Consider the following 24,608-nt stretch of genomic DNA (forward strand, 5'->3'; position numbering starts at 1 on the left):
CGGCGGGTTCCTGCAGAAGAATCTGTGCCACGTCCATGCGGGAGGGGTCCTGTCCATGGGTCGGGTCTGCCACCGAGGGCGCCTCACCGGCGGTGACTGCGGTGAGGCGGAAAGCCGGTCCGCCGTTGTGTGGGGCGTTCGGCATCGGATTGACGCTGCGGCGCCGTGCGGCGGTGTCACGCCGGCTGGGCGCGGCTCATGCGTGGTGAGCTGGCGGGGCTCTCGAGCTGGCGGCATCGGCGGCGTGCTGCGTCGGCCGGATTCGGGTCCGGTCCGCCACGGGAGCCCGCGTCGCGGTCATCGCGGTGGCGGGTTGACGTGAGCGGGTAGGGGCAACGGGCGCGGTATCGCGGGGTGCCGGCTGCTGGACAGCGGCCGTGGACATCTCGGCCTTACGGCCGGGGTCGGGACGCGCGACTGCGGGACTGTTGATACCGCTGATCAGGAGCAGGGCCAGCATGGCCGGCAACGAGCGGGCCAGCATGCTGAGCCGCCGGGTCGTCGCCATGGCAACCACGTTAACCAACCGGGCGGGCAACTACACCGCTCGATGTAGGTGGCCCACGTCATACCGGCCGGTCAGGCTGCCTACGGCTGATGCTGTGGTCTGGGCGGCGCGAACGTGTCGTGGGCGGCCACGAGCCGAGATCTGACGACCTGCCTGAGGAGCCGCCGCCCATGGGTGACGGTGCGGCGGCGTGCGGCTACCTCCGGTCTACCGGTGATCGCTCGTTGTTGTCATGATGACGTCCATCGATCAATCAATGGCCGGACAACGACACCGGCGCGGGAGGCTTGTCTGATGGGGCGTCCGGAACGTCAGGTCGATCCCGATGCCGGTCCTGTGCAGCGTTTCGCGTGGGAGCTGCGCCAGTTGCGTCAGCAGGCCGGCCGGCCGAGCTATCGTGCGCTGGCGGCGCGGGTGCATTACTCGGCGTCGATGCTCTCCGAGGCGGCAGCCGGGCTGGCGCTGCCGTCCCTGGCGGTCACGCTGGCCTATGTGCGGGGCTGCGGGGGCGATCCGCAGCTCTGGGAACAGCGCTGGCGGCGGCTCGCAGCCGAGATCGCAGGCGGCCCGGGCGCGGACGCGGGTAAGGACGTCGGGGAGGAACCGCCGTATCTGGGCCTGTCGACGTTCCAGGCCACGGACGCGGCCCGGTTCTTCGGGCGCCGGGCTCTGATCGACGAGTTGTCCAAGAGGCTTGCCGACGAACCGTTCCTGACGGTCTTCGGCGCGTCGGGTAGCGGCAAGTCGTCGCTGCTGCGCGCCGGTCTGTTACCCGCGCTCGCCGCCGGTTCGGCTCCGGATGGGCGTACGAGTGTGCCGCTGTTGATGACGCCGGGGGCGGAGCCGCTGCAGGAGCTGGCCGCCGGGCTGGCGAAACTGCAGGGTCTGACGGCCACCGCGCTGCACGCCGAGCTGGCTGTCGAGCCCGCCGCCGGGCCGCTGGCCGTCCGCCAGGCACTGACGGCCCGCCCGGGCGCGGACCTGCTGGTGCTTGTGGTGGACCAGTTCGAGGAGGTGTTCACGCTCTGCCGCGACGAGCAGACCCGGCAGCGGTTCCTGGATTGCCTGCTGAAGATCGCCGACGGCTGCGCCGAGCGGGCACGCGTCGTGCTGGGCGTGCGCGCCGATTTCTATCCGCACTGCGCCCGCCACGCGGGCCTGGTGTCCGCGCTGCGGGACCGGCAGTTGCTCGTCGGTCCGATGGACGAGGCCGACCTGCGCGCCGTCGTCACCGGTCCCGCCGAACACGCGGGATATCGGGTCGAGCCGGCGCTGCTCGAGGCAGTCGTGGCCGACGCGGCGGGCCAGCCCGGGGCGCTGCCGCTGGTCTCGCATGCGCTGCTGGAGACCTGGCAACGGCGGCAGAGTGGCATGCTCACGCTGGCCGGTTATCGGGACGCCGGTGGCGTCGCCGATGCCATCGCGCAGACCGCCGAGCGGGTCTACGGCGACCTGGACCCGGCCCGCCGGCACATCGTTCAGGACATCTTCCTGCGGCTGACCGCGCTCGGCCAGGACACCGAGGACACCCGGCGGCGCGTCGGCTACGCCGAGCTGCTGGGCAGCCCCGCGACGGCCGACGTCCTCGACCGGCTGGCCCGGGCCCGCCTGGTCACCTGCGACGAAGACACCGCGACCGTCGCGCACGAGGCGCTGATCCGGCGGTGGCCACGGCTGCGCGGCTGGCTGGCCGCCGACCGGAACATGCTGCTGCAGCACCGTCGGCTGACCGAGGTCACAGCGGAATGGCAGCAACACCGCCGTGACGACGCGTTCCTGTACCGAGGGGCTCGTCTGGCGCCGTGGCGGGAACGTCCACTGGACCGGCTCAACGAGCTCGAACAGGCCTTCCTGACCGCGAGCCGACTCCACGAGAACCGCCGGCGGGGAGCACGTCGGCGGCGGGTCCAGGTGGCCGGGGCGCTGCTCTGCGCGGTGGTGCTGGTCGTGGCCACGCTCGCCGCGATCAGCACGATGCAGGCCCGCCGGGCCGCCGACGAACGAGACCTGGCCGTCTCCAACGAGCTCGCCGCCCGGGCGCGGGAGCAACTGGCCCTCAAGCCGGAGTCGTCGTTGGCGCTGGCCAAGCAGGCTATGGCCGTACGGCGCACGCCCACCGCGCAGGCCGTGCTGCGACAGGCGGCGATGGACTCACGGATCCAGTCGGCGCTGCCGGCCGGGCAGGGCCAGGTGTTCGGCGTGGCCTACAGCCCCGACGGGCAGTCGATCGCGACGAGCGGCGACAACGGCACCGTACGAGTGTGGCGCCTCGATGCCCGCGGCGTCGCCACCGGAACGCCGCGGGTGCTCATCGGACATGCCGACGAGGTATGGAGCCCGGTGTTCAGCCCGGACGGCCGCCGGCTGGCCGCCTGCGGCATCGACGGCACCGTCACCGTGTGGGAACTGGGCGCCGACCGGCCCGCGCTGGTCCAAACCGGCCACACCGACAAGGTGTGGAACGTGGCATTCAGCCCGGACGGGCAGCGGCTCGCCAGCACCAGCGACGACGGCACGGTCCGGATCTGGGACATCGCCGGCGGCCCCGCCCGAACCGTGCTGCGCCCCGGCGACCGGCAACTCGGCGTCGCGTTCAGCCCGGACGGCCGGCACCTGGCGACCGGTGACGGCGCTGGTGTGGTGCGACTGTGGCCCGCGTCCGGCGTCGGAACACCGAAGATCCTGCGCGGGCACACCGACTCCGTGGAGAACGTGATGTTCAGTGCCGACAGCCAGGCACTGGCCAGCGCGAGCACCGACGGGACCATCCGGGTCTGGCCGGTGGCCGGAACCGAGAAGGCGGTGGTCCTCAACGGCGAGGGCTCGAGCACTGCCGAGACGGTGGCGTTCAGCCCGGACGGACACCGGATAGCCAGCGGCGGCAGCGACGGCACGGTCCGGGTCTTCAACACCGACAGCGACGCCGACCCGCTCGTGCTGCCCGGCCACGACGGACCGGTCTGGAGCGTCGCGTTCAGCCCGGACGGCCGCCGGCTGGCCAGCGGCAGTGGTGACGGCTCCGTCCGGTTCTGGGATCCCGCCTACCCCGGCGCACCCCGGGTGCTGCGCGGCCACCAAGGCGCGGTGGCGGGCATCGCGGTCAGCGCTGATGGCCGCCGGCTGGTCACCGGCGGCCAGGACGGCACGGTACGGCTGTGGCCGCCAGGCGGCCCCGCCGGGCCGACCGTGCTGCGCGGCCATACCGGCGAAGTCTTCGGGGTCGCTGTCACCGCGGACGGCACACGAGTAGCGAGCGCCGGCGCCGACCACACGGTACGGGTGTGGGATGCCGCGACCGGCCGTGTGGGGACACTGTCCGGGCACTCCGAGGCGGTCTTCGACGTGGCTTTCCTCCCCGACGGGCGGCGCCTGGCCAGCGCCGGCAGAGACGGGACGGTGCGCGTCTGGGACCTCGCGACCGGCCGGGCGGTCACGCTCGGCGGTCACACCGGGACGGTGCGGTCGGTGGCGGCCGGACCGGACGGCCGGCACGTCGCCAGCGCCGGCCGCGACGGGACCGTCCGGGTGTGGGATCTGGAGACGGGGCAGGCCCTCGTTCTGCACGGCCACCAGGGCGGCCTGGTCTGGAAGGTGACCTTCAGCCCGGACGGCCGGCACGTCGCCAGCGGCGGCCACGACGGCACGATACGGGTGTGGGACACCGCCACCGGGCAAGCGGTCACCGTGCTGCGCGGGCATCGCGGCGCCGTGTGGAACGTGGCGTACAGCCCGGACGGCGGGTTGATCGCCAGCAGCGGCGACGACGGCGGGCTGCGGATCTGGCGCACCACCGAGGACAGCACACCGGTGGTCGTGCGCGGGTTCGGCAGCGCCGTCGAGGTCTCGGTGTTCGAGCCGGGCGGCGACCGGCTCGCCACCGTCCACGACGACGGGACGCTGCGGTCCTGGCAGTGCGAGGCCTGCGCCCGGTGAACGCGTCTTCGGCCGCTGTCACGCCACCGGTGCGGTTGTCCGGTCATTGATTGATCGATGGCTTCCGTCGTGACGACAACCCGGGATCGCCGGTAGACCGGAAGTCACCTCGCACCGCTGCGGGGCGCGGCCCGCCATCCGGGCACACCGGCCTCTGCCGGGAGAGCCGCGCCGTCCCGGCGCCCGACAACGAAGGGACCCTGAATGAGGACCATCCGAAGAACCGTAGCCTTGGGCGGAGCCGGCGCGGTGCTGGCCAGCGCCGTACTGGTGGTGCTCGGCTCGGCGCCGGCAAGCGCTGCGGCCTGTCGCTACGGCCGCGACTGGACCAAGCGATCGGCGTCGTTCGCCGACCAATGCGACGTACGGCACCGTGCGTGGATCGACTGTGACACTCAGAGTTCCAGGGACGGCAAGTACTTCGGTGCCTGGGTGAACGGCGCGGCACGGTCCACCGCGGTCTGCCCGCAGGACACTCTGCGGGTCCGCCACTACGGCTACCAGTGGCCCGGCGGCATCACCGGCTGAGGTCCTCTTCTCACCGGCGCCCCGCTGAGCCCCGACGGGGGTTGACCGCCTGGCATGCCGGGCGGACGACGCGGCGAATTCTCGGGGCCCGGTGCCGAGATTGCCGTTGACCGCCGGCGCCGGCCTCTGTCCTGCGGCGGGGCCGGCGCCGGCGATCCTTCTTGGAGCGATGTGTGTTCCCGGTTCGGGAGGATGACCGGAGCCGGCGCGGCTGACGTGAAGCGGCGGGGCGTGACGCTACCGGTCGGCCACGACGGCTGCGAGGTGACGGGCCACCGCCAGTGCGCTCGTGGAACGGTCGGTGAGGTATCGCGGATCACCGGTGACGACGGCCGTCACCCCGGTGGCCGGGACAACGAGCACGTACTGGCCCGACCAGCCGGCCGCCAGGTAGGCGTGCCTGCCGGCCACCTCGTCGACCCAGAACAGCCAGCCGTACGGTAGATCCACCGGTGGGCCGCCGGCCGACCGCGGCGCGGTGGCCTCGGTGAGCAGCCCTGCGAGGCCCAGCGCATCGGTCCGCCAGCCCTCCCCCAGCCGGGCCAGATCCAGGGCAGACAGCCGCAGGCCACCGAAACCCCACACGACGCCGTCCGGATCGCGGGGCCAGTCCTCACCCGTGATGCCCAGCGGCCCGAACACCCGGTCGGCGGCGAACTCCGCCACGTCGCCGGTCACCGTCTGCAGTGCGGCCGCCAGCAGGTGGACGGCGCCGTTGTCGTAGCACCACGTGGTGCCCGGCTGATGCCGCTGTGGCACCGACAGGAGCGCATCGATCCAGCTCGTCGGCAGTTCGATCACGCGATCGATGTCCTGAAGCCCGCCGCAGTACGCGCCTCCCGTCATCGACAGCAGATGCTCCACCGTGACGGCACGCCGACCGGGAGGCACCCGCCCGCCGAGCAGGTCGCCCAGCGACGCGTCCAGCGACAGCCGGCCGTCCTGAACCGCCGACAACACCACGGTCGCGACCACCGACTTCGTCACGGAGAACACCTCGGCCGGCTCCGTCAGCGTGCGCCGCCCGAACTGCCGCTGCGCCAGCACCTCCCCATCACGTACCAGCACCAGATGCCCCACATGCGCATACGCGGCGTCACGCAGGGTTCGTACGGCCTCATCGATCACGTCCATGGCGGCAACCTTCGTCATGGATCGGCCCGTAGGCAAACAGGTTTTCGAGGTCCTCGGCGTCAGGCCAGGTGGCGTCGGATGGCGGCGCGCAGCGGATCGTGGCGGGGGCCGAGAGCGGTGGCCGGGTCGGTCCATCGTTGCCGGGGGTAGACATACACCGGCCGGCCGACGATCTCCGGTGGCTCCCAGTCGTAACGCGGCCAGATGTGGGCGTGCAGATAGGGATCGGTGTTGCCGAGGATCTCCAGGTTGATGCGTCGGAACGCCGGGTCGGACTCGGCGCAGGCCCGTTCGACGGCCTCGCCGAGCCGTTCCATGCTCTCCAGGAAGACCAGCCGCCGGGCGCGGGGCATGTCGGTCAGCCTGCCGACCGCCGGATCGTCGGTCAGCAGCACGCAATAGCCCGGCAGCCACTGCACGTCCCCGATCACCGCGAAGCCGCCGGGGAGCCGCTGGAGAACCGTGGGGTTCTCGCCGCGCAGAGCCGACCCGATCCGGTCTTCCCGCCAGTTCGTCACCGCGACATCCTGCCGGACGTCCCCGCAAGAGGACTAGCCTCCTAGGATGATTTAGAGGATGAGTGTTCGGACTCGTGGCGGAACACCTGTCGGGGCCGACGGCGACGAGGAGCCGGCCCACGGCGGGAGCGACTGGCCGAGATGCTGGGGGGCGGGTCGCGGACGCGCTGGACCTGTGGTCCTGACCAGGTTGTACGGTCCCGGAGTGGATCGAGAGGTGAGGGGCGCCGGTGTGCTCGGGGCCTGGTACGTGGCGGCGCTGCTGGTTCCGGTCGTGGTGGGGCTGGCCGTCGTGGGTCCGGAGTTTCTGATGCGGCGGCAGTCGCGGGACCTGCCCTGTGCCGACCCGGGTGAGTGCGGGACGTGGTACCCGGACGCGTCCGGCGTGCTGGCGCTCACGACGCCGGTGCTACTGGCGGGTCTGGTGATCTCCGGGCCGTTGTGGTTCGTGCTGGGGCGGCGGGTGCGGTCGGGGCTGCTGGCGGGGTCGTTGGCGGCGCTCGTGGGGTTGCTGGCCGCCGGCGCTGGGGCGGTCGGGTTGCGGCTTCTGGGGTGACGGGCTGCCATGTCGCGGTTCGGCCGGAGGGGACCGGGTCGCCGGCCGTGATCGCGCGGGTCCGGCCGTTTCAGGGTGGCGTGCCGGCGTAACGGCCGGGGGTGACGCCGAGGATGCGTTTGAAGTGCCGGTTCAGGTGCGGTTGGTCGTGGAAGCCGCTGCCGGCGGCGACGGCCCGCAGGGGTTCGCCGGCCAGGATCAGGCGCCGTGCCAGGTCGACGCGCCGGGAGATCAGGTACTGGTGCGGTGACATGCCGAACTCCCGGCGGAACGACCGCACCAGGTGTGTCGGGTCGAAGTGCAGCGCGGCGGCGGCCGTCGACAGTGGCAGGCCGGCGACGATGTGCTGTTCCAGAAGGTCGCGCAGGCTGTGTGCCGCCGCCCGGTTCGGTGGCCGGGGGTCGGGTGGGTCGCCGAGGTGGGTGCGGAGCCGGGCCAGCGTCACCGCGAGCAGGCTGTCGGCCAGTGGCGCGTCACCGGGGGAGCGGATCAGCCGGTGCACCCGGGAGATCGCGTGGCGCAGTTCCCGGTCGTTGATCGCCGGGGCGTCCACGCTGGCCCCGATGAGCCGGGCCGGCAGCCGGTCGGCGTCGAGGTAGAGGACCCGTTTGCGGAAGCCGCCGGGCCGTGCCGACGTGCCGTTGTGCGGCACCCGGGGCGGGAGGACGGTCACCAGGTCGCCGAACGCGCCGCGCTGGTGGCGGTCGAGGTCGTAGCGGACCGCGCCGTCGTCGACGAGCAGCACCGTCCAGGTGTCGTGGGCGTGCATCGGGTAGGTGTGTTCGGAGAACCGGGCGTGCAGGACCTCGGCGACGCCGTCGAGCCGTGGTCGCCACGCGCGGAGGTGAGGCACGTCAAAATCGTACAAGACCTGGTGGGACGGCCCGGTTGACGATGGGCGGCATGAAGTTCTCCACCAAGATCGCCGTCCTGTTGCGGGACGACCTGCTCACCTGGCAGCGCCTGAACGTCACGGCCTTCCTCGTCTCCGGTATCGGCACGCTCGTGCCGGAGGTGGTCGGTGAGCCGTACGCCGATGCCGACGGCGTCGTCTATCTGCCGATGTTCCGGCAGCCGGTGATGGTGTTCCAGGGCGGCGAGGAGTTGCTCGCCGCGGCGCACGGCCGGGCGCTGGGCCGCGACGGTGTGGTGATGTCGGTGTTCACCTCGGATCTGTTCGCGACCGGTCACGACGCGGCCAACCGGGATGCGGTGCGAGCGGTCCGCACCGGTGATCTGGACCTGGTGGGCTTGGCGGTGCACGGCCCGCGTAACGCTGTCGACCGTGTCGTCAAGGGTGCGGCGATGCATCCGTGACCCGCCTTTCGTCGTCGTCTCCGCCTCCGGCCGCCGCGGTGCGGTCGGGGGCGGTTCGTCGTTTGCCGGGTGATTGCGCCGGGGTGACAGGGCGGCGACGGTCCGTGTAGATCGACCCCTCGGAGTATTAGTGGCCGTTGCCAACAAATACGATGCGGCGGATTTGGTTACGCACGGTGGGTTTCGCGTTCCTGAACCGGGGTTCAGGGCCTTGATCGTCACAGCGAGTGTTACGCAGCCGTTACGAACGGCGGCGTGAAAGTCTCTCGCAGGAGCCGTATGTTGTGCCCAGCAACAAAAGAGAAGCTTTGGAGGCCCGGCAGCGGGCCCAATAGAAAGGAGACGCCGAGGTGTCCAAGAACTTCCGGGTCCTCGCGTCCGTCGCGCTGGCCGCCACCCTCGCCGCGACGTCCGCTTGCAGCAACACCCGTGACGCCGAGAAGTCGCCCTCCGGCTCCTCCGGCACCAACCTGGTCGGCATCGCCATGCCGACCCGGAGCCTCGAGCGCTGGAACAACGACGGCGCGCACCTGGACAGCCTGCTGAAGAAGGCTGGCTACACGACCTCGCTGCAGTACGCCGACAACAAGGTCGACCAGCAGATCACCCAGATCGAGAACATGATCAACCAGAACCCGAAGGTTCTGGTCGTCGCCTCGATCGACGGCACCGCGCTCGGCCCGGTGCTGGAGAAGGCCGCGAACGCGAAGATCAAGGTCATCGCGTACGACCGCCTGATCAACGCGACCAAGAACGTGGACTACTACGCCACGTTCGACAACTACCTGGTCGGCAAGCTGCAGGGCGAGTTCATCGTCGACAAGCTGGGCCTCAAGGACGGCAAGGGCCCGTTCAACCTGGAGCCCTTCGCCGGCTCGTCGGACGACAACAACGCCAAGTTCTTCTTCAACGGTGCGTGGGACGTCCTCAAGCCGTACGTCGAGAGCGGCAAGCTGGTCATCCCGTCGGGCAAGAAGATCGCCGGCGAGGAGGACTGGAAGACCGTCTCCATCACCGGCTGGAAGTCCGAGACCGCGCAGGCGGAGATGGACAACCGGATCAACTCGTTCTACACCGGTGGCAAGAAGGTCAACGTCGTCCTGTCCCCGAACGACTCGCTGGCGCTGGGCATCGCGCAGTCGCTGGACTCCAAGGGCTACAAGCCGGGCGCTGAGTACCCGCTGATCACCGGTCAGGACGCCGACCTGGCGAACACCAAGAACGTCCTCGCGGACAAGCAGGCGATGACCGTCTGGAAGGACACCCGGACCCTGGGCGACCAGGTCGCCAAGATGGTCGACGCGATCGTCAAGGGCACGGCCGTCGCGACCAACGACGACAAGACCTACAACAACGGTGTCAAGGTCGTCCCGGCCTACCTGCTGCCGCCGGTCGTCGTCACCAAGGCCGACGTCAAGACCAAGCTGGTCGACTCCGGCTTCTACACCGCCGACAAGCTCGGCCTGTAAGTCGAACTCCGGCCGGGCCCACCTTCTGCGGGCCCGGCCGGTCCCGGTCGGACCCTGGACCTCGCCCCGCCCCCACGCGATCCGCGAGACAGACCTAGAGCAAGCGAGTTGTGCGATGGCCAACGACACGACCCCGATCCTGGAGATGCGGGGGATCACCAAGACCTTCCCGGGCGTCAAGGCGCTCTCGGATGTCACGCTGAGCGTGGCCCGCGGGGAGGTCCACGCTATTTGTGGCGAGAACGGCGCGGGCAAGTCGACCCTGATGAAGGTGCTCAGTGGGGTGTACCCGCACGGCTCCTACGACGGTGACATCGTCTTCGAGGGCGAGACCTGCAAGTTCCGGACGACGCGTGACTCCGAGGAGCGCGGCATCGTCATCATCCACCAGGAGCTCGCGCTCAGCCCGTACCTGTCGATCGCGGAGAACATCTTCCTCGGCAACGAGCGGGCCCGGGGCGGCGTCATCAACTGGGCGCAGACCAACCGGCAGGCCGCCGACCTGCTGAAGCGGGTCGGCCTGGACGAGCAGCCCGACACCAAGATCATGGACATCGGTGTCGGCAAGCAGCAGCTCGTGGAGATCGCGAAGGCGCTGTCGAAGAAGGTCAAGCTGCTCATCCTCGACGAGCCGACCGCGGCCCTGAACGACGAGGACTCGGCACACCTGCTCGGCCTGCTGCGCCTGCTCAAGGCCGAGGGCATCACCTCGATCATCATCTCCCACAAGCTCAACGAGATCGCCGCGATCGCCGACAGCACGACGATCATCCGCGACGGCCAGAGCATCGAGACCCTCGACATGCACGGCGCCGAGCCGGTCAGCGAGGACCGCATCATCCGCACGATGGTCGGCCGTGACCTGGAGAACCGGTACCCCTCGCACACGCCCACGCTGGGCGAGGAGATCCTGCGGATCGAGGACTGGACCGTGCACCACCCCAACGACCCGAACCGGGTCGTGGTGGACTCGGCCGCGCTGAACGTGCGGGCCGGGGAGATCGTCGGCATCGCCGGGCTGATGGGCGCCGGCCGGACCGAGCTGGCGATGAGCGTGTTCGGGCACAGCTACGGCGCCGGCATCACCGGCAAGCTGTTCCTGCACGGCAAGCAGGTGTCGATCAAGACGGTGTCCGCGGCCATCGAGCACGGCATCGCGTACGCCACCGAGGACCGCAAGCACTACGGCCTCAACCTGATCGAGGACATCAAGCGCAACACCACCGCGGCCCGGCTGGGCAAGATCGCCCGCCTCGGCGTGGTGAACTCCGCCAAGGAGATCACCATCGCCGACCAGTTCCGCAAGGACATGCGCACCAAGACGCCCAGCGTCGACGTGCAGGTCGGCAAGCTGTCCGGCGGCAACCAGCAGAAGGTCGTGCTCAGCAAGTGGCTCTTCGCCGAGCCCGAGGTGCTGATCCTCGACGAGCCGACGCGCGGTATCGACGTCGGCGCCAAGTACGAGATCTACGAGATCATCAACAAGCTTGCCGACTCCGGCAAGGCAGTCATCGTGATCTCTTCCGAGCTGCCGGAGCTGCTCGGCATCTGTGACCGGATCTACGCGATGAGCCAGGGGCGCATCACCGGTCAGCTTCCCCGCGAGGAGGCCTCCCAGGAGAGCCTCATGCGTTACATGACCATGGAGAAGAGCGGAGCAACACGGTGAGCGCGTCCACCACTCTTCCGGCGCCGGCGGCCTCGCCGCAGCCCGGCAAGAAGAAGAGCGAGAGCGGGGCCCTCGCCGCCTACCTCGGCGGCAACATGAAGCAGTACGCGATGATCGCGGCGCTCGTCGTGATCACGCTGTGGTTCCAGTTCGACACCAACGGCCTGATGCTGCTGCCGAACAACGTGGTGTCGCTGATCCAGCAGAACGCGTACGTGTTCGTCCTGACCATCGGCATGGTCATGATCATCGTGGCGGGTCACATCGACCTGTCGGTCGGCTCGGTGGTCGCGTTCGTCGGCGGCATCTGCGCCCTGATGATCATGCAGTGGGACGTCGCCTGGCCGGTCGCGGTCGTGCTGTCGATCCTGCTCGGTGGCATCGTCGGCGCCTGGCAGGGCTTCTGGATCGCCTATGTCGGCATCCCGGCGTTCATCGTCACCCTCGGCGGCATGCTGCTCTTCCGCGGTCTGGCCATCAAGTACGTCGGCACCACCGTCGGCGGCCTGCCCAGCGACTTCAACGCCCTGGCCAACGGCGCCCTGCCGAACTGGCTCGGTTTCGTCGGCAACCTGGACGCGGTCACCGTGCTGATCGGCGCCGTGGCCGCGGGCGGGCTGGCGGTCAGCCAGATCCGGACCCGCCGTGAACTGGTCCGCAACGATCTGCGCACCGAGCCGTTCGCGGCCTTCGTCGGCAAGCTCGTCGTCGGCATCGCCGCCGTCGGCTACCTGACCTGGCTGCTCGCCAACAGCGCCGGTGGCATGCCGATCGTGCTGATCATCGTCGCCCTGCTGGTGCTGCTCTACTCGTTCATCATGAACAACACCATCTTCGGCCGGCACGTGTACGCGATGGGCGGCAACCTGCCCGCCGCGATGCTCAGCGGTGTGAAGACCAAGCGGGTCAACTTCCTGCTCTTCGTGAACATGGGCCTGCTCGCCGGTGTGGCCGCTGTCATCACCACGGCCCGGGCCGGCTCCGCGGTCGCCGCCGCCGGCCAGAACTACGAGCTCGACGCCATCGCCGCCGCCTTCATCGGCGGCACCGCGGTCAACGGCGGCGTCGGCAAGATCACCGGCGCCATCATCGGCGCGCTGATCATGGGCGTGCTCAACATGGGCCTCTCCATCACCGACGTCACGCCCGAGTGGCAGATGGTCATCAAGGGCCTGGTGCTCATCGCCGCCGTCGCTTTCGACATCCTCAACAAGCGCCGCGGCAAGTAGTCCTTCCGGGGGGAAGGAAACCAGCGCCGCCCGGGGTTCGCCCCGGGCGGCGCTGATGCCGTTGCGGCCGTCCGCGAAGCCCCTCGCGGCCGCGCCACCGCGACGCCGCCGAGGATCGAGGCCGTCGCGGAAGGTCAGCGCGCCGCGCCGAGCGCGGTCAGCGTCTCGCGTGCGACCGGAGCGTGCCGGACCGAGAAGTGCGGGTGGAACCGCAGCGCGGCGCTCAGGTCGGCGCGGGCGGCGTCACGTCTGCCGAGCTCGGCGAGAATCATGCCGCGGTGGTAGTGCATCAACGCGTCGCGGGTGCCGAGAGCGAGGGCTTCGTCGGCGTAGGTGAGCGCCTCCTCGAGCCGCCCCGCTGCGCGCAGGGCCCAGCCCATCGCGTCGGCGCCGGAGATGCCGGGCTGCCGGTCGTACAGGCGGCGTGCGGCCTCCAGCGCGGCCGGATCGCGGTGGTCGGCGGCGAAGAGCACCGGGTCGGCCTCCGGCGGGTGACCCTGTCCGGCCTCGGCGGCCCACGCCTGCCGGGCCCGGGCGTGCTGCCGCTCGCCCTCCGCCGGCTGCCCGGCGGCGGTGAGCAGGTCACCGAGTTCGGCGATGTACGCCGGCTCCGGCGCCGTCGCCAGCAGGGACCGGAACCCGGCGATGGCTCCGGCGAGGTCGCCGCGCGCCGCCCGTACCCGGGCCTGTTCCGCGCGCAGCGGCGGGTGACCGGGCAGGAGCCGCAGCCCTTCGGTGAAGTGGGCCGACGCGGTGTCGAGATCGCCGCTGTCCATCGCCAGCTCGCCCAGGTGCAACCGTGCGAACGCGCCGTCGGCCGGCTCGGGGGCGGCGGCCAGGGCCCGCTGCATCGCCTCGGTCGCGCGCCCGAGTTCGCCGCGCAGCTCCCAGCTGTACGACGCCCGGGAGTACGAGGCGGCATCCGGGCGCAGATCCACCATCTGCTGAACCGCGGCGAAGGCCTCCTCGTAGCGGCCGAGCTCGGTCAGGGCGTCGACGACGACGCCGAGCGCGGCCGCCCGGTACGGATCCACCGCGAGCGCGTCCCGGCCGTGCCGCAGCGCGGCCGGGAAGTCGTGGCGGGCGGCGGCGAGGGCGCCGAGGCCGGTCAGCGCGATCGCGTTGTCCCGCGGCCGGATCGCCAGCGACCGGTCGAGCGCCTCCTCGGCGCGCGGGTAGTCGGCTTGATCCCCGGCGGTCCGGGCCCGTTGCACGTATGCCATGCCGAGCTGCGCCCAGGTCGTCCAATCGTTCGGCAGGCGCTGGAGCCGACGTTGGGCGGCGGCTATCGGATCGGCGTGCCGGGCGGTCTCCCGGCTCGCCGGCGCCCGGTCGTCCCCCGGCGCCAAAAGCGCACCGGCGGTGACCAGCAGCAGGGCGCCGAGTATCGAGACAGCGATGAGCATTGCCGCGCGGCGCATGCGATCCTCCTTGGCTCGTTGAATGTCGTCGACGGGAGGGTTCGCACGCGGCGGCCGCCCGGATGACCCGATGTCGCCAAGCCGACTCCACTCATCCGCGCCGCGGCCGGGAGACGAACGCCCTCGACAGCCATCGCGGCCCAGCAGAGGGCCGCACCGGCTCCGCGGAGGAGGACGAGATGCTTCAACACCCCGGCCGTAGACCGGCGCTCGGCGTCGTGGCGGCGTTCGCCGCCGCAGCCTGCGTAGCCTCGCTGGCCCCGACGGTCACGCGGGCGTCCAGCCACCGGGAGGCGCCGCTGGTCTCCGGCGAACCGCAGTTGGACAACACCGACGTGTACGCGTTCGTCAGCCCGGACGCGCCGAACACCGTCACGCTGATCGCCAACTGGGTGCCTTTCGAGGAGCCCAACGGCGGGCCGACCTTCTACCCGTTCGCCAACGACGCGGCGTACGACATCAACATCGACAGCAACGGTGACGCCCGCGCCGACCTGACCTACCGGTGGACGTTCAACAGCACCTACCGCAACCGGAACACCTTCCTGTACAACACCGGCGTGGTCACCTCGCTCGACGACCCGGACCTCAACTTCTGGCAGACCTACCGGTTGGAGGCCATCACCGCGGCCGGGAGTACCGTGCTGGTCGACAACGGGCGCGTCGCGCCGTCGCGGGTCGGCCAGGCGTCGATGCCGAACTACGCCGCGCTCGCCGACGCCGCGATCACCGCGCTGCCGGGCGGCGGGCGCACCTTCGCCGGACAGGCCGACGACCCGTTCTTCCTCGACCTGAGAATCTTCGACCTGTTGTACGGCGGGGACTTCTCCGAGGTCGGCCAGGACACCGTCCGGGGCTACAACACCAACACACTGGCCATCCAGGTGCCCAAGAGCGTGCTGGCACTGCGTGGCGACGCCACCCGTAACCCGGTCATCGGCGTCTGGTCCACCACATCGCGGCAGCGCATCGAGGTGGTGGACACCGTGAACAACCGCAACCGGTACGGCGGCTGGCAGCAGGTGTCCCGGCTCGGCATGCCGCTGGTCAACGAAGTGGTCATCCCGGTCGGGCGCAAGGACGAGTTCAACGCGACCGCCCCGCACAACGACTCCCGGTTCCTGCAGTTCGTGACCAACCCGGAGGTGCCGCGCCTGGTCCAGGGCATCTACCGCATCCCGGCGCCGGCCACGCCCCGCCAGGACCTCGTCGAGGTGTTCCTCACCGGGCTGTGCGGCGCCTGCGGGCCGGTGGCGGTGGACCTGAACTCACAGCGCCTCAACCGTGACGTCAACCCGGCCGCGTTCGTGCCCAGCGAACAACTGCGGCTGAACATGTCCATCCCGCCGTCCGCGGCACCCCACCGCCTCGGCGTGCTCGGCGGCGACAACGCCGGCTTCCCGAACGGCCGCCGGCTCGCCGACGACGTCACCGACGTCACTCTGCGGGTGGCCGAGGGCGTGCTGCTCCCGAACCACCCGCCGGCGGTGGACGGGCTTGGCGACGCGGTCAACACCAACACGATCCCGTTCCGCGGCGCATTCCCCTATGTCGCGCTGCCCAACGTGGTCGCGGTGAACCAGAACTGACCGGACGACTCGGGGCGCCGCCCGCGCGGCGCCCCGGGAAGGAGCACCTCGTGAAGCGTCCCATCATCGTGGTGACCGCGCTGGCCGTAGCGGCCGGCCTGGCCGGAGCCCTCGCCACGGCACAGCGGCCGGCCTCGCCGCCGGAGCCACCGCTCGTCCTGCCGGCGGTGGAACAGTTCGCGCCGGGCGCCTGCCGCGACGCCGCCGACACCGTACGCTCCCTCGCCCGTCTCACTCACGGTGGCGACGGCACGGCCCTGACGCCCGCCGACAGCGCCGAGCTGCGCCGGGCGCAGGACCGGCTCGTCACGCTGGCGCCGGCCGCCACCGCGGACGTACGGGCGTCGATGGATGCCGTCATCCTCGCACTGGGATACCTGCGGATCCGGCTCGACAGCCGAACCCTCGAGCCGCAGTACGTGCGCGATGTGGAGACCGGCCGCGCCGCCCTGGAGAAGACATGCGTCAGCGCCCGATAATGCCGTCAGCCACACGAGACTGAGCGGGAGCCGAGGTGGGGAGGAGCGCTCTGTCCCAGCCACGTCGCACCGGTGCCGCCCACGACGACGCGCGGCTCCGCGATCGGCTCGTCCACGGCGACGAAACCGCGTTCGCTGAACTGTACGAACAGTTCGAGTCCCTCGTCTTCACCATCGCCGCCCGGGTCACCCACGACGGCCAGGCCGCGGAGGACGTCACCCAGGAGGTGTTCCTGGCCATGTGGCAGCGCCCGCTCGCCTTCGAACCAGCCAAGGGAAGCCTGCGCGGCTGGCTGGCGATGATGGCCCACCGCCGCGCGGTCGACCTGGTGCGCCGGGAGGAGGCACACCGCCGGACGTCCCAGGACGAGCGGCTGCACGCCGGGGCCGTCAGCGGCGGCGATCCAGTCGGCGACCAGGTCACCGACGCCGACACCGCGCAGCGGCTGAGCACCGCGCTCAAAGCCCTGCCCCGGCATCTGGGCCGTGCGATCGCCCTGGCGTACCTGGAGGGCCACACCTACCGTGAGGTCGCGACCGAACTCGGCCTGCCCGAAGGCACCGCCAAGTCCCAGCTGCGCGAGGGCCTGCGCCGGCTGGCCGTGGCGCTCAACGACCTACACGCCGATGACGGGCAGGAGAGATGAGCGGGATGGACAACCACGAGACGGTCGTCCACCTCATCGGGGCGTGGGCGCTGGACGCCTGTTCCACCGTGGAGGAGAAGCTCGTCGAGTCCCATCTCGGCACCTGCCCGGCCTGCACCGAGGAGGCCCGTGGACTGCGGGAAGCCGCCGCGGGCATCGTGGACGACCACCTCCGACCACCGGCCGGGGCACGTGCCCGGCTGCTCTCGGCCGCCCGGAGCCGGCGGCGCCCGGCACCGGCGGCACCGGCGTACGCGGCGCCGTACGCCGCCCAGATCGCGGCACTCGAACTGCTGCTGTCCGACCTGGCGCCCGAGCACTGGCGCCGGATCGCGGCGGACGGCGAACTGACGGTCCATGACCTCCTCGCGCATCTCGCCGCCACCGATGGGCTGGTCGCCGCCGCGGTGGGCGTGCCCGTCCAGCCGCCGACCGAGCCGGGCGAGGGCGCGGCCGCACGCACCGCCGCCGTGCTGCGCCGGGAACGGCAGCGGTCCCCCGAGCAGACCATGCGGTCCTGGCGCGCACAGGCCGACGCGGTGTGCCACGCCCTTCTCGCGGGGCACCCGTCACCGGGCTCCGTGACCGTGGATCTGGGCTGGCCGCTGCCCCTGGCCGACGCGCTGACGGCCCGGGCCTTCGAGATCTGGATCCACCGGGAGGACATCGCCGCCGCGACCGGGCGCCGCACCGTCACACCCCTGCCCGAACACCTGCACCCCATGGCTGACCTGGCGGTACGACTGCTACCCCGGGTCACCTCCCGCCGCGTCGCGCCACCCCTCGACCGGTACGTGCGGTGGCGTCTCACCGGCGCCGGTGAGGCCTGGACCGTGCCGCTGCACCCGTCCATGCCGGTGCCGGCCGTGGTCCGTCCGGCCGCGGTCCTCACCCTGGACGTCGTCGAGTTCTGCCGGCTGGTCGGCGGCCGCCGTGATCCGGCCCGGATCGCCGTGGAGATCGAGGGCGACACCACTCTGGCGCGGGAGGTGCTCGCGGCCGCGCCGGCCATGGCGCCCGTCCCGTGAGCCACGAACGGCGCGGAGTGGTCGCCTCCTCGCGCGATGGCCCGCCGAGCAGCGCGAGTGCGGTCGGGGTGCGTGTGGCCGTACGGGAAAAGTGGGTTGATCTTCGCTTTATATGATGGCGCGATGCTCGATTCCGACCTTTTGGCGGCCGCCGCGGCGGCGACCGGGTTCATGCCAGCCGACGAAGGCCTCGCCCTGGCCGAAGCGGTGCTCGCCGCGCCGGCCGGCCCGATCCTGGAGGTGGGCAGCTACCTCGGCAAATCGACGCTCTACCTGGCCGCCGCCGCCCGCCCGCGCGGCGCCACCGTCGTCACCGTCGACCACCACCGCGGGTCGGAGGAACACCAGCCCGGCTGGGACTATCACGATCCCGGGCTGGTCGACCCGCGGGTGGGGCTGATCGACACGCTGCCCGGCTTCCGCGGCACGATCGCCGCGGCCGGCGCCGAGGACGTGGTCGTCGCCGTCGTGGCGCGGGCCGAGCAGTTCGCGCGGCTGTGGGCGACGCCGCTCGCGTTCCTGTTCCTCGACGGCAGCCACACCGACGAATCCGCGCAACGCGACCTCGCCAGCTGGGCGCCGCACCTGGCGGCCGGCGGGGTCCTCGCCATCCACGACGTGTTCCCCGACCCGGCCGACGGTGGACAGGCGCCCTACCGCATCTACCGCAAAGCCCTCGACAGCGGCGACTACACCGAACTCACGGGCCGGGGTTCGCTGCGGCTCCTGCGCCGCGAACCGTCTCCGCGTCAGGAACGCTGACGCCGCTCGCCTCCCGGAAGATGCCCGAGCGCGGATGCTGCCCGTGCAGGGCGTCGACCGCGAGCACCACCGCCGCCGCCGTCCAGGTGGTCCGTTCCACCGGCCACCGGACGCCGTCGGTCAGCACCAGACCCGTCCAGTACGAACCGTCCGGCTCCCGCAGGTGCTGCATCGCCGCGACCAGCTCCTCCGCGGCGGCCCGCTCACCGATCGTGTCCAGCGCCAAAGCCAGCTCACACGTCTCCGCGCCGGTCACCCACGGCTGATCCGACACGCAATAGGCGCCCCGGCCGGGTACGACGAACTCGTCCCACCGCTGTTCGAGCCGCTCCCGCGCCACACGCCCGCGGACCGCGCCGCCCAGCACCGGGTAATACCAGTCCATCGAATAGCGCGCCTTGTCGGCGAACGCGCCCGGACGCTCGTTGACCGCGTCCGCCAGCAGATCGGCGGCCAGCTCCCAGTCGGGCTGCGGCTCACCGACCCGCTCGGCGATCGCGGTGCCGCAGCGCAGCGCCTGATGAATGCTCGAACAGCCGGTCAGCAGCGCCACCGGATCGCCGGCCGCCCACCAGATCTCCCCACCGGGTGCCTGACAACCGGTCACGAAGTCGAGCGCCCGGCGCACCGCGGGCCACATCCGGGCCAGGAAAGCATCGTCACCGGTGCACCGCCAGTGATGCCAGCAGCCGACCGCGAGGTAGGCGGCGTGATTCGTCTCCGCCGTCGGATCGGCGACCACCCCGCCCGGATCGTAACGCGACGCCCACGACCCGTCCGGCCGCTGCGCGCGGCGCAGCCAGTCGTAGGCGGCCTCCGCTTTCTCGGATTCTCCGCCCACGTCGAGAGCCATCGCGGCCTCCACGTGATCCCACGGATCGGCCTGCCCGCCCGGGAACCACGGGATCAAGCCGTCGGCCTGCTGCGCGGCGGCGATGCTCGCCACCGTCCGGCGGATCGCGTCGGCACTCAGCACCCCGGGAAGATCAGGCACCGACATCGGCCATCACCTCCTGTTTCCGCAGATAGATGACCACGCTCTTGCCGATCAGCGGATTGAGGGCCTGCTCCAGCACCCGCGTCAGCGCCGGCCGGTCGGTGATGTCCCACACCAGCATCCGGTGGTACGCCCGAGTCGGGGCGGCGTCCCCGATCGCGCACTTCAGCCACCAGTACGGGCTGTGCAGCGCATGCGCGAACCCGTTGCCCGTCACCGTCAGCCCCGCCTCGCGCAGCCGACCGGACAACTCGTCCTCCTTGTAGATGCGCACATGCCCACCCTCATTGGCGTGGTACTCGTCCGAAAGTGCCCAGCACACCCGCTCCGGCAGCCAGCGCGGCACCGTCACCGCGGCCAGCCCGCCCGGCTTCAGCACCCGGGTCAGCTCCGCGATCGCCGTCACATCGTCCGGAATGTGCTCCAGCACCTCGGAGGCGATCACCCGGTCGAAACTCGCGTCCGGGAACGGCAGAGACAACAGGTCACCCTGCACCGTCGTGGCGCTCGCCGTCGCCGGCACCTCACCGGCCAGCTCCATCGCCGCGCACCAGGACGCTGTCGTCGCCAGATCCTTCTCGTTCAGGTCCAGGGCGACGACGTCCGCGCCCCGCCGGTACGCCTCGAAGGTGTGCCGGCCCTCGCCGCAACCCAGATCGAGGACCCGCATCCCCGGCCGCACGTCCAGCCGGTCGTAGTCGACGGTCAACAAAGTTGTTCTACCTGCCCTTTCGGTTGAAGCCCGCGTTGTGCGCTGCTTGCGTTCTGCGTTACCTGTGGCCTGGTGGTGCTTACGGCCCGGTGGGGTTCTGGCCTGGTGGTGCTTACGGCCGGGTGGTGCTCACGGCCCCGTGCGGGTCACGGCTTGGTGGCGCTTGCGGCCCGGTGATGCTTACGGCCTGCGGCGCTTGCGGTGCTCCTCGATCGCTTCGGCGTACCACTCGGCGGTCCGCATCGCGGTACGCCGCCACGTGAAGTGTTCGACCGCCCGGCGCCGGCCGGCGGCGCCCAGCCTGCGGCGCAGCGCCTCATCGTCGAGCAGCCGCCCGATCGCCGCCGACAACGCCTCGGCGTCCCCCGGCGCGACGTGCAGCGACGCCAGCCCGTCCGGGCCGGTCACCTCCGGCAACGCGCCCGCGGTGGTGACGACCAGCGGGACCCCGCACGCCATCGCCTCGACGGCGGGCAGCGAGAAACCCTCGTACCGCGACGGCACCGCAGCGACCGTCGCTGACCGGAAGAGATCAGCGAGTTCGTCGTCCGAGATCCCCGAGACGAAACGAACCGCCCGGTCCAGGCCCAGCCGGGCGATCGCCCGCGCGGCGGCGCCGTCCGGACGCGCCGAGCCGACGACCACCAGTTCGACGTCGTGGTCGGCGCGGAGTTTGGCTACCGCTTCGATCAGCTCAGGAAGACCTTTCAGCGGTACGTCCGCGCTGGCCACCGCCACGATCCGGTCGCCTCGGGCCCATCCCGCGACCCCGCCCCCCGCAGAGCCACCACCCTGGCTGCCGTTCGCCCGGATACCGCCGTCCCGGGGCGCGCCGTCCGCTGCGACATCGTCCACAGCGGTGCCACCCTCTCCGGCGTGGTTCTCCGCAGCGTCTCCCACCGCGGCGTTGCCGCTGGCGGCGCCGGTGGCAACGCCGTTCTCGGTGGCGGCGCTTACGGCGGTCTGCCGGGTGGTGGCGGCGCTTACGGTGGCCTGCCCGGCGGCGGCGCCTACGGTGGCCTGCCCGGCGGGGGTGCCGAGCGCGCCGTTCGTCGAGGCGCTGTCGGGTGTGGCGCCGCCGCATGTGTCGCTCTCGACCGTTGTGCTTCCGGCCAGGCTGGTTGTGTTTCCGGCCGGGCTGAAGGTGTCGACGTCGACGCCGACGCCGATCACCCGGAGCCGCTCGGCCGGCACCCGGAACGCCTCGACGATCTCGTCCCTCGCGGCGTTCGACACGGTCGTCAGCCACGGCAGGTTCCGCGCCACCCGCCCCTGCATGCGGGTGAACGCATACCACCGGCGCAGCGACAGCCGACGCTTCCAGTCGGGTGCGGCCGCCAGTTCCAGATCACGGTCCACGGTGATCGGGTGATGGATGGTCGCGACCACCGGTGTATCCGACCGGCTCAACGGCAACAGCCCGTAGCCGAGGCACTGGTTGTCGTGCACGATGTCGAACTCGCTCAGCCGCTCCCTCAGGAACCGCCAGGCCCGCAACGAGAACGTCAGCGGCTCGGGAAACGCTCCCGTGCACATCGCCGTCCACTCCAGCACGTCGACCGGCGTGCGGAACTCCGACAGCCGCGGCGTCCGGAACGGATCCGGTTCCCGATAGAGGTCGAGGCTCGGCAGGACGGTCAACCCGACCCCGTCATCCAGGTCCGGCAACGGCGGCCCGGAGAACACCTCCACCTGATGCCCGAGCCTGACCAGCTCCCGCGACAGGTGCCGGACATAGATCCCCTGGCCCCCGCTGTGCGGTTTGCTCCGATATGACAGTAGGGCGATGCGAAGCGGCGGGGAGATCACCTGATGACCCTAAGAGGCGAGAAGCAAATGATCACTACTGTTCGGGCCTGACGATTTGATCACTTTCATCGGTAGGTCCCACCGGACCCCGAAACGGACCACCCCGCCGAGCCCCATCTGACCGCATTTCCACCCGCTCGCCGGGCCCCATCTGACCGCATCCCGCCCGCTCGCCGGGCCCCATCTGACCGCATCCCGCCCGCTCGCCGGGCCCCATCTGACCGCATCCCGCCCGCTCGCCGGGCCGGGCACTGCCCCGGGAGCACCGGCGACCCCGGCGACATCGCCCGCCGCGACGGCTACCCCGAGGCCGCGCTCGCCCGCGGCGCGGATGCCCTCGTCGGTGTGGGTGGGCGGCAACCGCCTCGCCGTGGCCGCCGCCCACACCGAACGCCGCTTACCGCCGGCCACCACTCGCCAGCGTCGGCTACCGCCGGCCACCCTGCTCACCGTCGGTCGCTGGCGCGAGCAGAGTCACCCGAGCGACCGCCTGTGGTGGGCGGGACCGTCTCCGGGGATCTCCGGGGAATGAATGTCAGCCATCCGTGATGACCGGCGTAAGCAAGCCGGTGTTCGAGGGTTGGTGCCAGTGCATCGGCGTCCGAGGGACGGCGGTTGGCTACGGTCGCGAGCAGCAACACCGAGCGGTCGAGGGTTTGAACACCATGATCGGGACATCGAGCCGGTCCGGCGGTCGCGATAACCCACACCGCACCGCGGCCATTGAGCCCTCGCCGCGCAGGTCAGCGTTCCGCTCGGCGGTGGTGTCGGTTCTGACGACCACGGACACCGGCGCAGGGTGAGGTGCGCTCCAAGGTCACGACCACGTGGTGTCGCTGGTGGCGACCACAGCCAGGCGTTCGAGGGCCGGCGTCAGCGCCGTGTCAGCGGAACGTCCAGCGCTGATTGTTGGCGCCGTCGCAGGTGGTGACGATGACCGAGCGGCCGGGGCGGGCGCCTGAGTGGGGGTCGGTGAGGCACTGGGCGGTCGCGGCGTTGACGAGAGTGCCGTCTTCGGAGAGTTGCCACTGTGCGGTTGTCCGCCCGTCGCAGCGGGTCAGTTCGACGGTGCCATCACCGGCCAGGTAGGCGCACATGTCCAGCACCTCGAGAGTGCGGTCCGAGTTCAGCCGCCACCGTTGCGGGCTGGTGCCGTTGCAGTCGTCGACGTGCACCTCACCGCCCTCAATAGCGTCGCCGTGCAGGTCCAGGCAGAGGCCGTTGCCGGTGACCAGCAGCCCGCGGCCGGTCCTGACCGGAGCCGGGGCGAACTCGACCGGCGGCGCCGGCGCCACAGTAGCCGGGTTGCCACTCGCCGTCCCCGAGGGGGCAGCCGACGCACCGGTCACGTCGCCGGCCACCGAGGACGGTGGAGAGATCTTCTGCGCCGGCGGGGACGTGGTCGCCTTGCCGGCCTCGTCCGCGCTACCGGTGCCGGTCCCCGCCCCAGTCCTATTCTCAGTGCCGGTGCCCGTCTCACCGGTCGGGGCGCCGGTGGGGCTGACACTCGCCGAGGTGGCCGGCCCGACCGCCACGGGAAGCGAGTTGCCGGGCATCGAGGCCCACGTGTCAGATCGATCGGCGGGCCGCAGCATCGCGTAGCCGGCGACAAACGCGGCGGACGTCACTCCGGAACCGATCAGCAGGAGCAGGCCGCGTCGCCGACGTGCACCCTGACGGTCCTCGCCGGAACGGTCGGACTCGGCGACCGGAACCACCGGCAGCAGTTGCGTCGGAAGCTCCCCAGCGGTGTGCTCCACGGGCCAGGTCGAGGCGGACAGCGATGGCTCCTGCTGAGGGCCGTCTGGCAGGACGAACGGCCGCACCAGCAACGGATCGCGATTGTCGCCCAGATCCTCACCCACTTGGCGTTGCCACCCCCCGGTCCGGCGTCGGTGCCCCAACTTACCGGCATTCATTGATCCGTGTGGGGATCCCATCAGTAGATGCCCGTCGTTCTGCGTGCCCTCAGGCTGCGGTCTGCCGTGCTCACGCGGTCCCTACATGTTTCCGGTCACAACTCCGGGGCCGGCCCCCACCAGCTTCGCTTCACGGGCCGTACGGCCCGTGGCGCAGCTGTGCGCCCGGCGCCCCTGGGTGTCCCCCGTGCCGCCCCCTATGGAGGTGGGACCTCGGCCCTGGCGTGGTTGGGCGGCTGGTGTGCGTGGGCGTGGTGGCGGCGGTGTGGCGGTGGGGCTTCGGCCCTGGCGTGGTTGGGCGGCTGGTGTGCGTGGGCGTGGTGGCGGCGGTGCGGTGGTGGGTCTCGGGCCTGACGTGGTTGGGCGGCTGGTGTGCGTGGGCGT

Annotated in this window: 20 protein-coding genes; 12 read left to right on the forward strand and 8 right to left on the reverse strand. The window is 71.2% G+C overall.

The window, feature by feature from the left end:
* Window positions 1-802 precede the first annotated feature (802 nt).
* Together QLQ12_RS43450 and QLQ12_RS43455 are read left to right on the forward strand one after the other, a co-directional pair.
* Window positions 803-4,441, forward strand: coding sequence for an nSTAND1 domain-containing NTPase (locus QLQ12_RS43450; protein WP_282766928.1), 3,639 nt, complete (start codon window positions 803-805; stop codon window positions 4,439-4,441).
* A 204-nt stretch (window positions 4,442-4,645) separates the two neighbouring features.
* Window positions 4,646-4,969: a hypothetical protein gene (locus QLQ12_RS43455; RefSeq protein WP_282766929.1), complete on the forward strand. Its 324-nt coding sequence runs from the start codon at window positions 4,646-4,648 to the stop codon at window positions 4,967-4,969.
* 237 nt (window positions 4,970-5,206) lie between these two features.
* On the opposite strand, the gene QLQ12_RS43460 is transcribed toward QLQ12_RS43455, so the two are convergent.
* Together QLQ12_RS43460 and QLQ12_RS43465 are read right to left on the reverse strand one after the other, a co-directional pair.
* Complete coding sequence (locus QLQ12_RS43460; protein ID WP_282766930.1) at window positions 5,207-6,103, reverse strand: serine hydrolase domain-containing protein; 897 nt, start codon at window positions 6,101-6,103, stop codon at window positions 5,207-5,209.
* A gap of 59 nt (window positions 6,104-6,162) precedes the next feature.
* On the reverse strand, window positions 6,163-6,621 hold the full coding sequence (locus QLQ12_RS43465; RefSeq protein WP_282766931.1) for a diadenosine tetraphosphate hydrolase: 459 nt from the start codon (window positions 6,619-6,621) through the stop codon (window positions 6,163-6,165).
* A 205-nt stretch (window positions 6,622-6,826) separates the two neighbouring features.
* Between QLQ12_RS43465 and QLQ12_RS43470 the strand changes: the two genes are divergently transcribed.
* Complete coding sequence (locus tag QLQ12_RS43470) at window positions 6,827-7,177, forward strand: hypothetical protein (protein WP_282766932.1); 351 nt, start codon at window positions 6,827-6,829, stop codon at window positions 7,175-7,177.
* A gap of 70 nt (window positions 7,178-7,247) precedes the next feature.
* Here the strand turns inward: QLQ12_RS43470 and QLQ12_RS43475 are convergent, their stop codons facing one another.
* Window positions 7,248-8,030 (reverse strand): AraC family transcriptional regulator, encoded by a 783-nt coding sequence (locus QLQ12_RS43475; protein WP_282766933.1) that lies wholly within the window; start codon window positions 8,028-8,030, stop codon window positions 7,248-7,250.
* A 50-nt stretch (window positions 8,031-8,080) separates the two neighbouring features.
* Between QLQ12_RS43475 and QLQ12_RS43480 the strand changes: the two genes are divergently transcribed.
* The 4 genes from QLQ12_RS43480 (at window position 8,081) to mmsB (ending at window position 12,861) form a co-directional block, all read left to right on the forward strand.
* A complete protein-coding gene (locus QLQ12_RS43480) occupies window positions 8,081-8,494 on the forward strand; it encodes a DUF2000 domain-containing protein (protein ID WP_282766934.1) in 414 nt (137 codons plus the stop codon).
* A 350-nt stretch (window positions 8,495-8,844) separates the two neighbouring features.
* Entirely contained in the window at window positions 8,845-9,963 is a 1,119-nt protein-coding gene (gene chvE, locus QLQ12_RS43485; protein WP_282766935.1) for a multiple monosaccharide ABC transporter substrate-binding protein, read from the forward strand.
* Window positions 9,964-10,078: 115 nt separating this feature from the next.
* Window positions 10,079-11,632 (forward strand): multiple monosaccharide ABC transporter ATP-binding protein, encoded by a 1,554-nt coding sequence (gene mmsA, locus QLQ12_RS43490; protein ID WP_282766936.1) that lies wholly within the window; start codon window positions 10,079-10,081, stop codon window positions 11,630-11,632.
* The gene (gene mmsB / locus QLQ12_RS43495; RefSeq protein WP_282766937.1) at window positions 11,629-12,861 is read left to right on the forward strand and encodes a multiple monosaccharide ABC transporter permease; all 1,233 of its coding nucleotides are present in this window, start codon (window positions 11,629-11,631) and stop codon (window positions 12,859-12,861) included. The genes mmsA and mmsB overlap by 4 nt, the downstream gene beginning before the upstream one ends.
* Window positions 12,862-12,995: 134 nt before the next feature.
* Here mmsB and QLQ12_RS43500 read toward each other — a convergent pair whose 3' ends face one another.
* On the reverse strand, window positions 12,996-14,282 hold the full coding sequence (locus QLQ12_RS43500) for a tetratricopeptide repeat protein (RefSeq protein WP_282766938.1): 1,287 nt from the start codon (window positions 14,280-14,282) through the stop codon (window positions 12,996-12,998).
* Window positions 14,283-14,461: 179 nt separating this feature from the next.
* Between QLQ12_RS43500 and QLQ12_RS43505 the strand changes: the two genes are divergently transcribed.
* The 5 genes from QLQ12_RS43505 to QLQ12_RS43525 all read left to right on the forward strand — a co-directional run bounded on the left by QLQ12_RS43505 (window position 14,462) and on the right by QLQ12_RS43525 (window position 18,787).
* Window positions 14,462-15,871 (forward strand): DUF4331 domain-containing protein, encoded by a 1,410-nt coding sequence (locus QLQ12_RS43505; RefSeq protein ID WP_282766939.1) that lies wholly within the window; start codon window positions 14,462-14,464, stop codon window positions 15,869-15,871.
* 50 nt (window positions 15,872-15,921) lie between these two features.
* Complete coding sequence (locus tag QLQ12_RS43510) at window positions 15,922-16,350, forward strand: hypothetical protein (RefSeq protein ID WP_282766940.1); 429 nt, start codon at window positions 15,922-15,924, stop codon at window positions 16,348-16,350.
* A gap of 35 nt (window positions 16,351-16,385) precedes the next feature.
* Window positions 16,386-16,997: a sigma-70 family RNA polymerase sigma factor gene (locus QLQ12_RS43515; protein WP_282766941.1), complete on the forward strand. Its 612-nt coding sequence runs from the start codon at window positions 16,386-16,388 to the stop codon at window positions 16,995-16,997.
* A complete protein-coding gene (locus tag QLQ12_RS43520; protein WP_282766942.1) occupies window positions 16,994-18,025 on the forward strand; it encodes a maleylpyruvate isomerase family mycothiol-dependent enzyme in 1,032 nt (343 codons plus the stop codon). The genes QLQ12_RS43515 and QLQ12_RS43520 overlap by 4 nt, the downstream gene beginning before the upstream one ends.
* Before the next feature lie 123 nt (window positions 18,026-18,148).
* Window positions 18,149-18,787, forward strand: coding sequence for a class I SAM-dependent methyltransferase (locus QLQ12_RS43525; protein WP_282766943.1), 639 nt, complete (start codon window positions 18,149-18,151; stop codon window positions 18,785-18,787).
* On the opposite strand, the gene QLQ12_RS43530 is transcribed toward QLQ12_RS43525, so the two are convergent.
* From QLQ12_RS43530 to QLQ12_RS43545, 4 genes are all read right to left on the reverse strand, one after another.
* Window positions 18,726-19,787, reverse strand: coding sequence for a prenyltransferase/squalene oxidase repeat-containing protein (locus tag QLQ12_RS43530; protein ID WP_282766944.1), 1,062 nt, complete (start codon window positions 19,785-19,787; stop codon window positions 18,726-18,728). The genes QLQ12_RS43525 and QLQ12_RS43530 overlap by 62 nt on opposite strands.
* Window positions 19,774-20,493 carry a class I SAM-dependent methyltransferase gene (locus QLQ12_RS43535; RefSeq protein WP_282766945.1) on the reverse strand — a complete coding sequence of 240 codons (720 nt, stop codon included), beginning with the start codon at window positions 20,491-20,493 and terminating at the stop codon, window positions 19,774-19,776. Before QLQ12_RS43535 ends, QLQ12_RS43530 begins: the two co-directional genes overlap by 14 nt.
* Before the next feature lie 183 nt (window positions 20,494-20,676).
* The gene (locus QLQ12_RS43540; protein ID WP_282766946.1) at window positions 20,677-22,305 is read right to left on the reverse strand and encodes a glycosyltransferase family 4 protein; all 1,629 of its coding nucleotides are present in this window, start codon (window positions 22,303-22,305) and stop codon (window positions 20,677-20,679) included.
* 884 nt (window positions 22,306-23,189) lie between these two features.
* Entirely contained in the window at window positions 23,190-24,170 is a 981-nt protein-coding gene (locus QLQ12_RS43545) for a ricin-type beta-trefoil lectin domain protein (RefSeq protein WP_282766947.1), read from the reverse strand.
* Window positions 24,171-24,608 lie beyond the last annotated feature (438 nt).

This window comes from Actinoplanes sandaracinus, assembly GCF_030009775.1.
In the GTDB taxonomy this organism is placed as follows: domain Bacteria; phylum Actinomycetota; class Actinomycetes; order Mycobacteriales; family Micromonosporaceae; genus Actinoplanes; species Actinoplanes sandaracinus.

Bases quoted from the DNA above. Each gene is read 5' to 3' on its own strand.
- QLQ12_RS43530 (WP_282766944.1), bottom strand. From the start codon at position 19,787: ATGTCGGTGCCTGATCTTCCCGGGGTGCTGAGTGCCGACGCGATCCGC.
- QLQ12_RS43455 (WP_282766929.1), top strand. From the start codon at position 4,646: ATGAGGACCATCCGAAGAACCGTAGCCTTGGGCGGAGCCGGCGCGGTG.
- QLQ12_RS43480 (WP_282766934.1), top strand. From the start codon at position 8,081: ATGAAGTTCTCCACCAAGATCGCCGTCCTGTTGCGGGACGACCTGCTC.
- QLQ12_RS43525 (WP_282766943.1), top strand. From the start codon at position 18,149: ATGCTCGATTCCGACCTTTTGGCGGCCGCCGCGGCGGCGACCGGGTTC.
- QLQ12_RS43520 (WP_282766942.1), top strand. From the start codon at position 16,994: ATGAGCGGGATGGACAACCACGAGACGGTCGTCCACCTCATCGGGGCG.
- QLQ12_RS43505 (WP_282766939.1), top strand. From the start codon at position 14,462: ATGCTTCAACACCCCGGCCGTAGACCGGCGCTCGGCGTCGTGGCGGCG.
- QLQ12_RS43500 (WP_282766938.1), bottom strand. From the start codon at position 14,282: ATGCGCCGCGCGGCAATGCTCATCGCTGTCTCGATACTCGGCGCCCTG.
- mmsA (WP_282766936.1), top strand. From the start codon at position 10,079: ATGGCCAACGACACGACCCCGATCCTGGAGATGCGGGGGATCACCAAG.
- QLQ12_RS43460 (WP_282766930.1), bottom strand. From the start codon at position 6,103: ATGGACGTGATCGATGAGGCCGTACGAACCCTGCGTGACGCCGCGTAT.
- QLQ12_RS43450 (WP_282766928.1), top strand. From the start codon at position 803: ATGGGGCGTCCGGAACGTCAGGTCGATCCCGATGCCGGTCCTGTGCAG.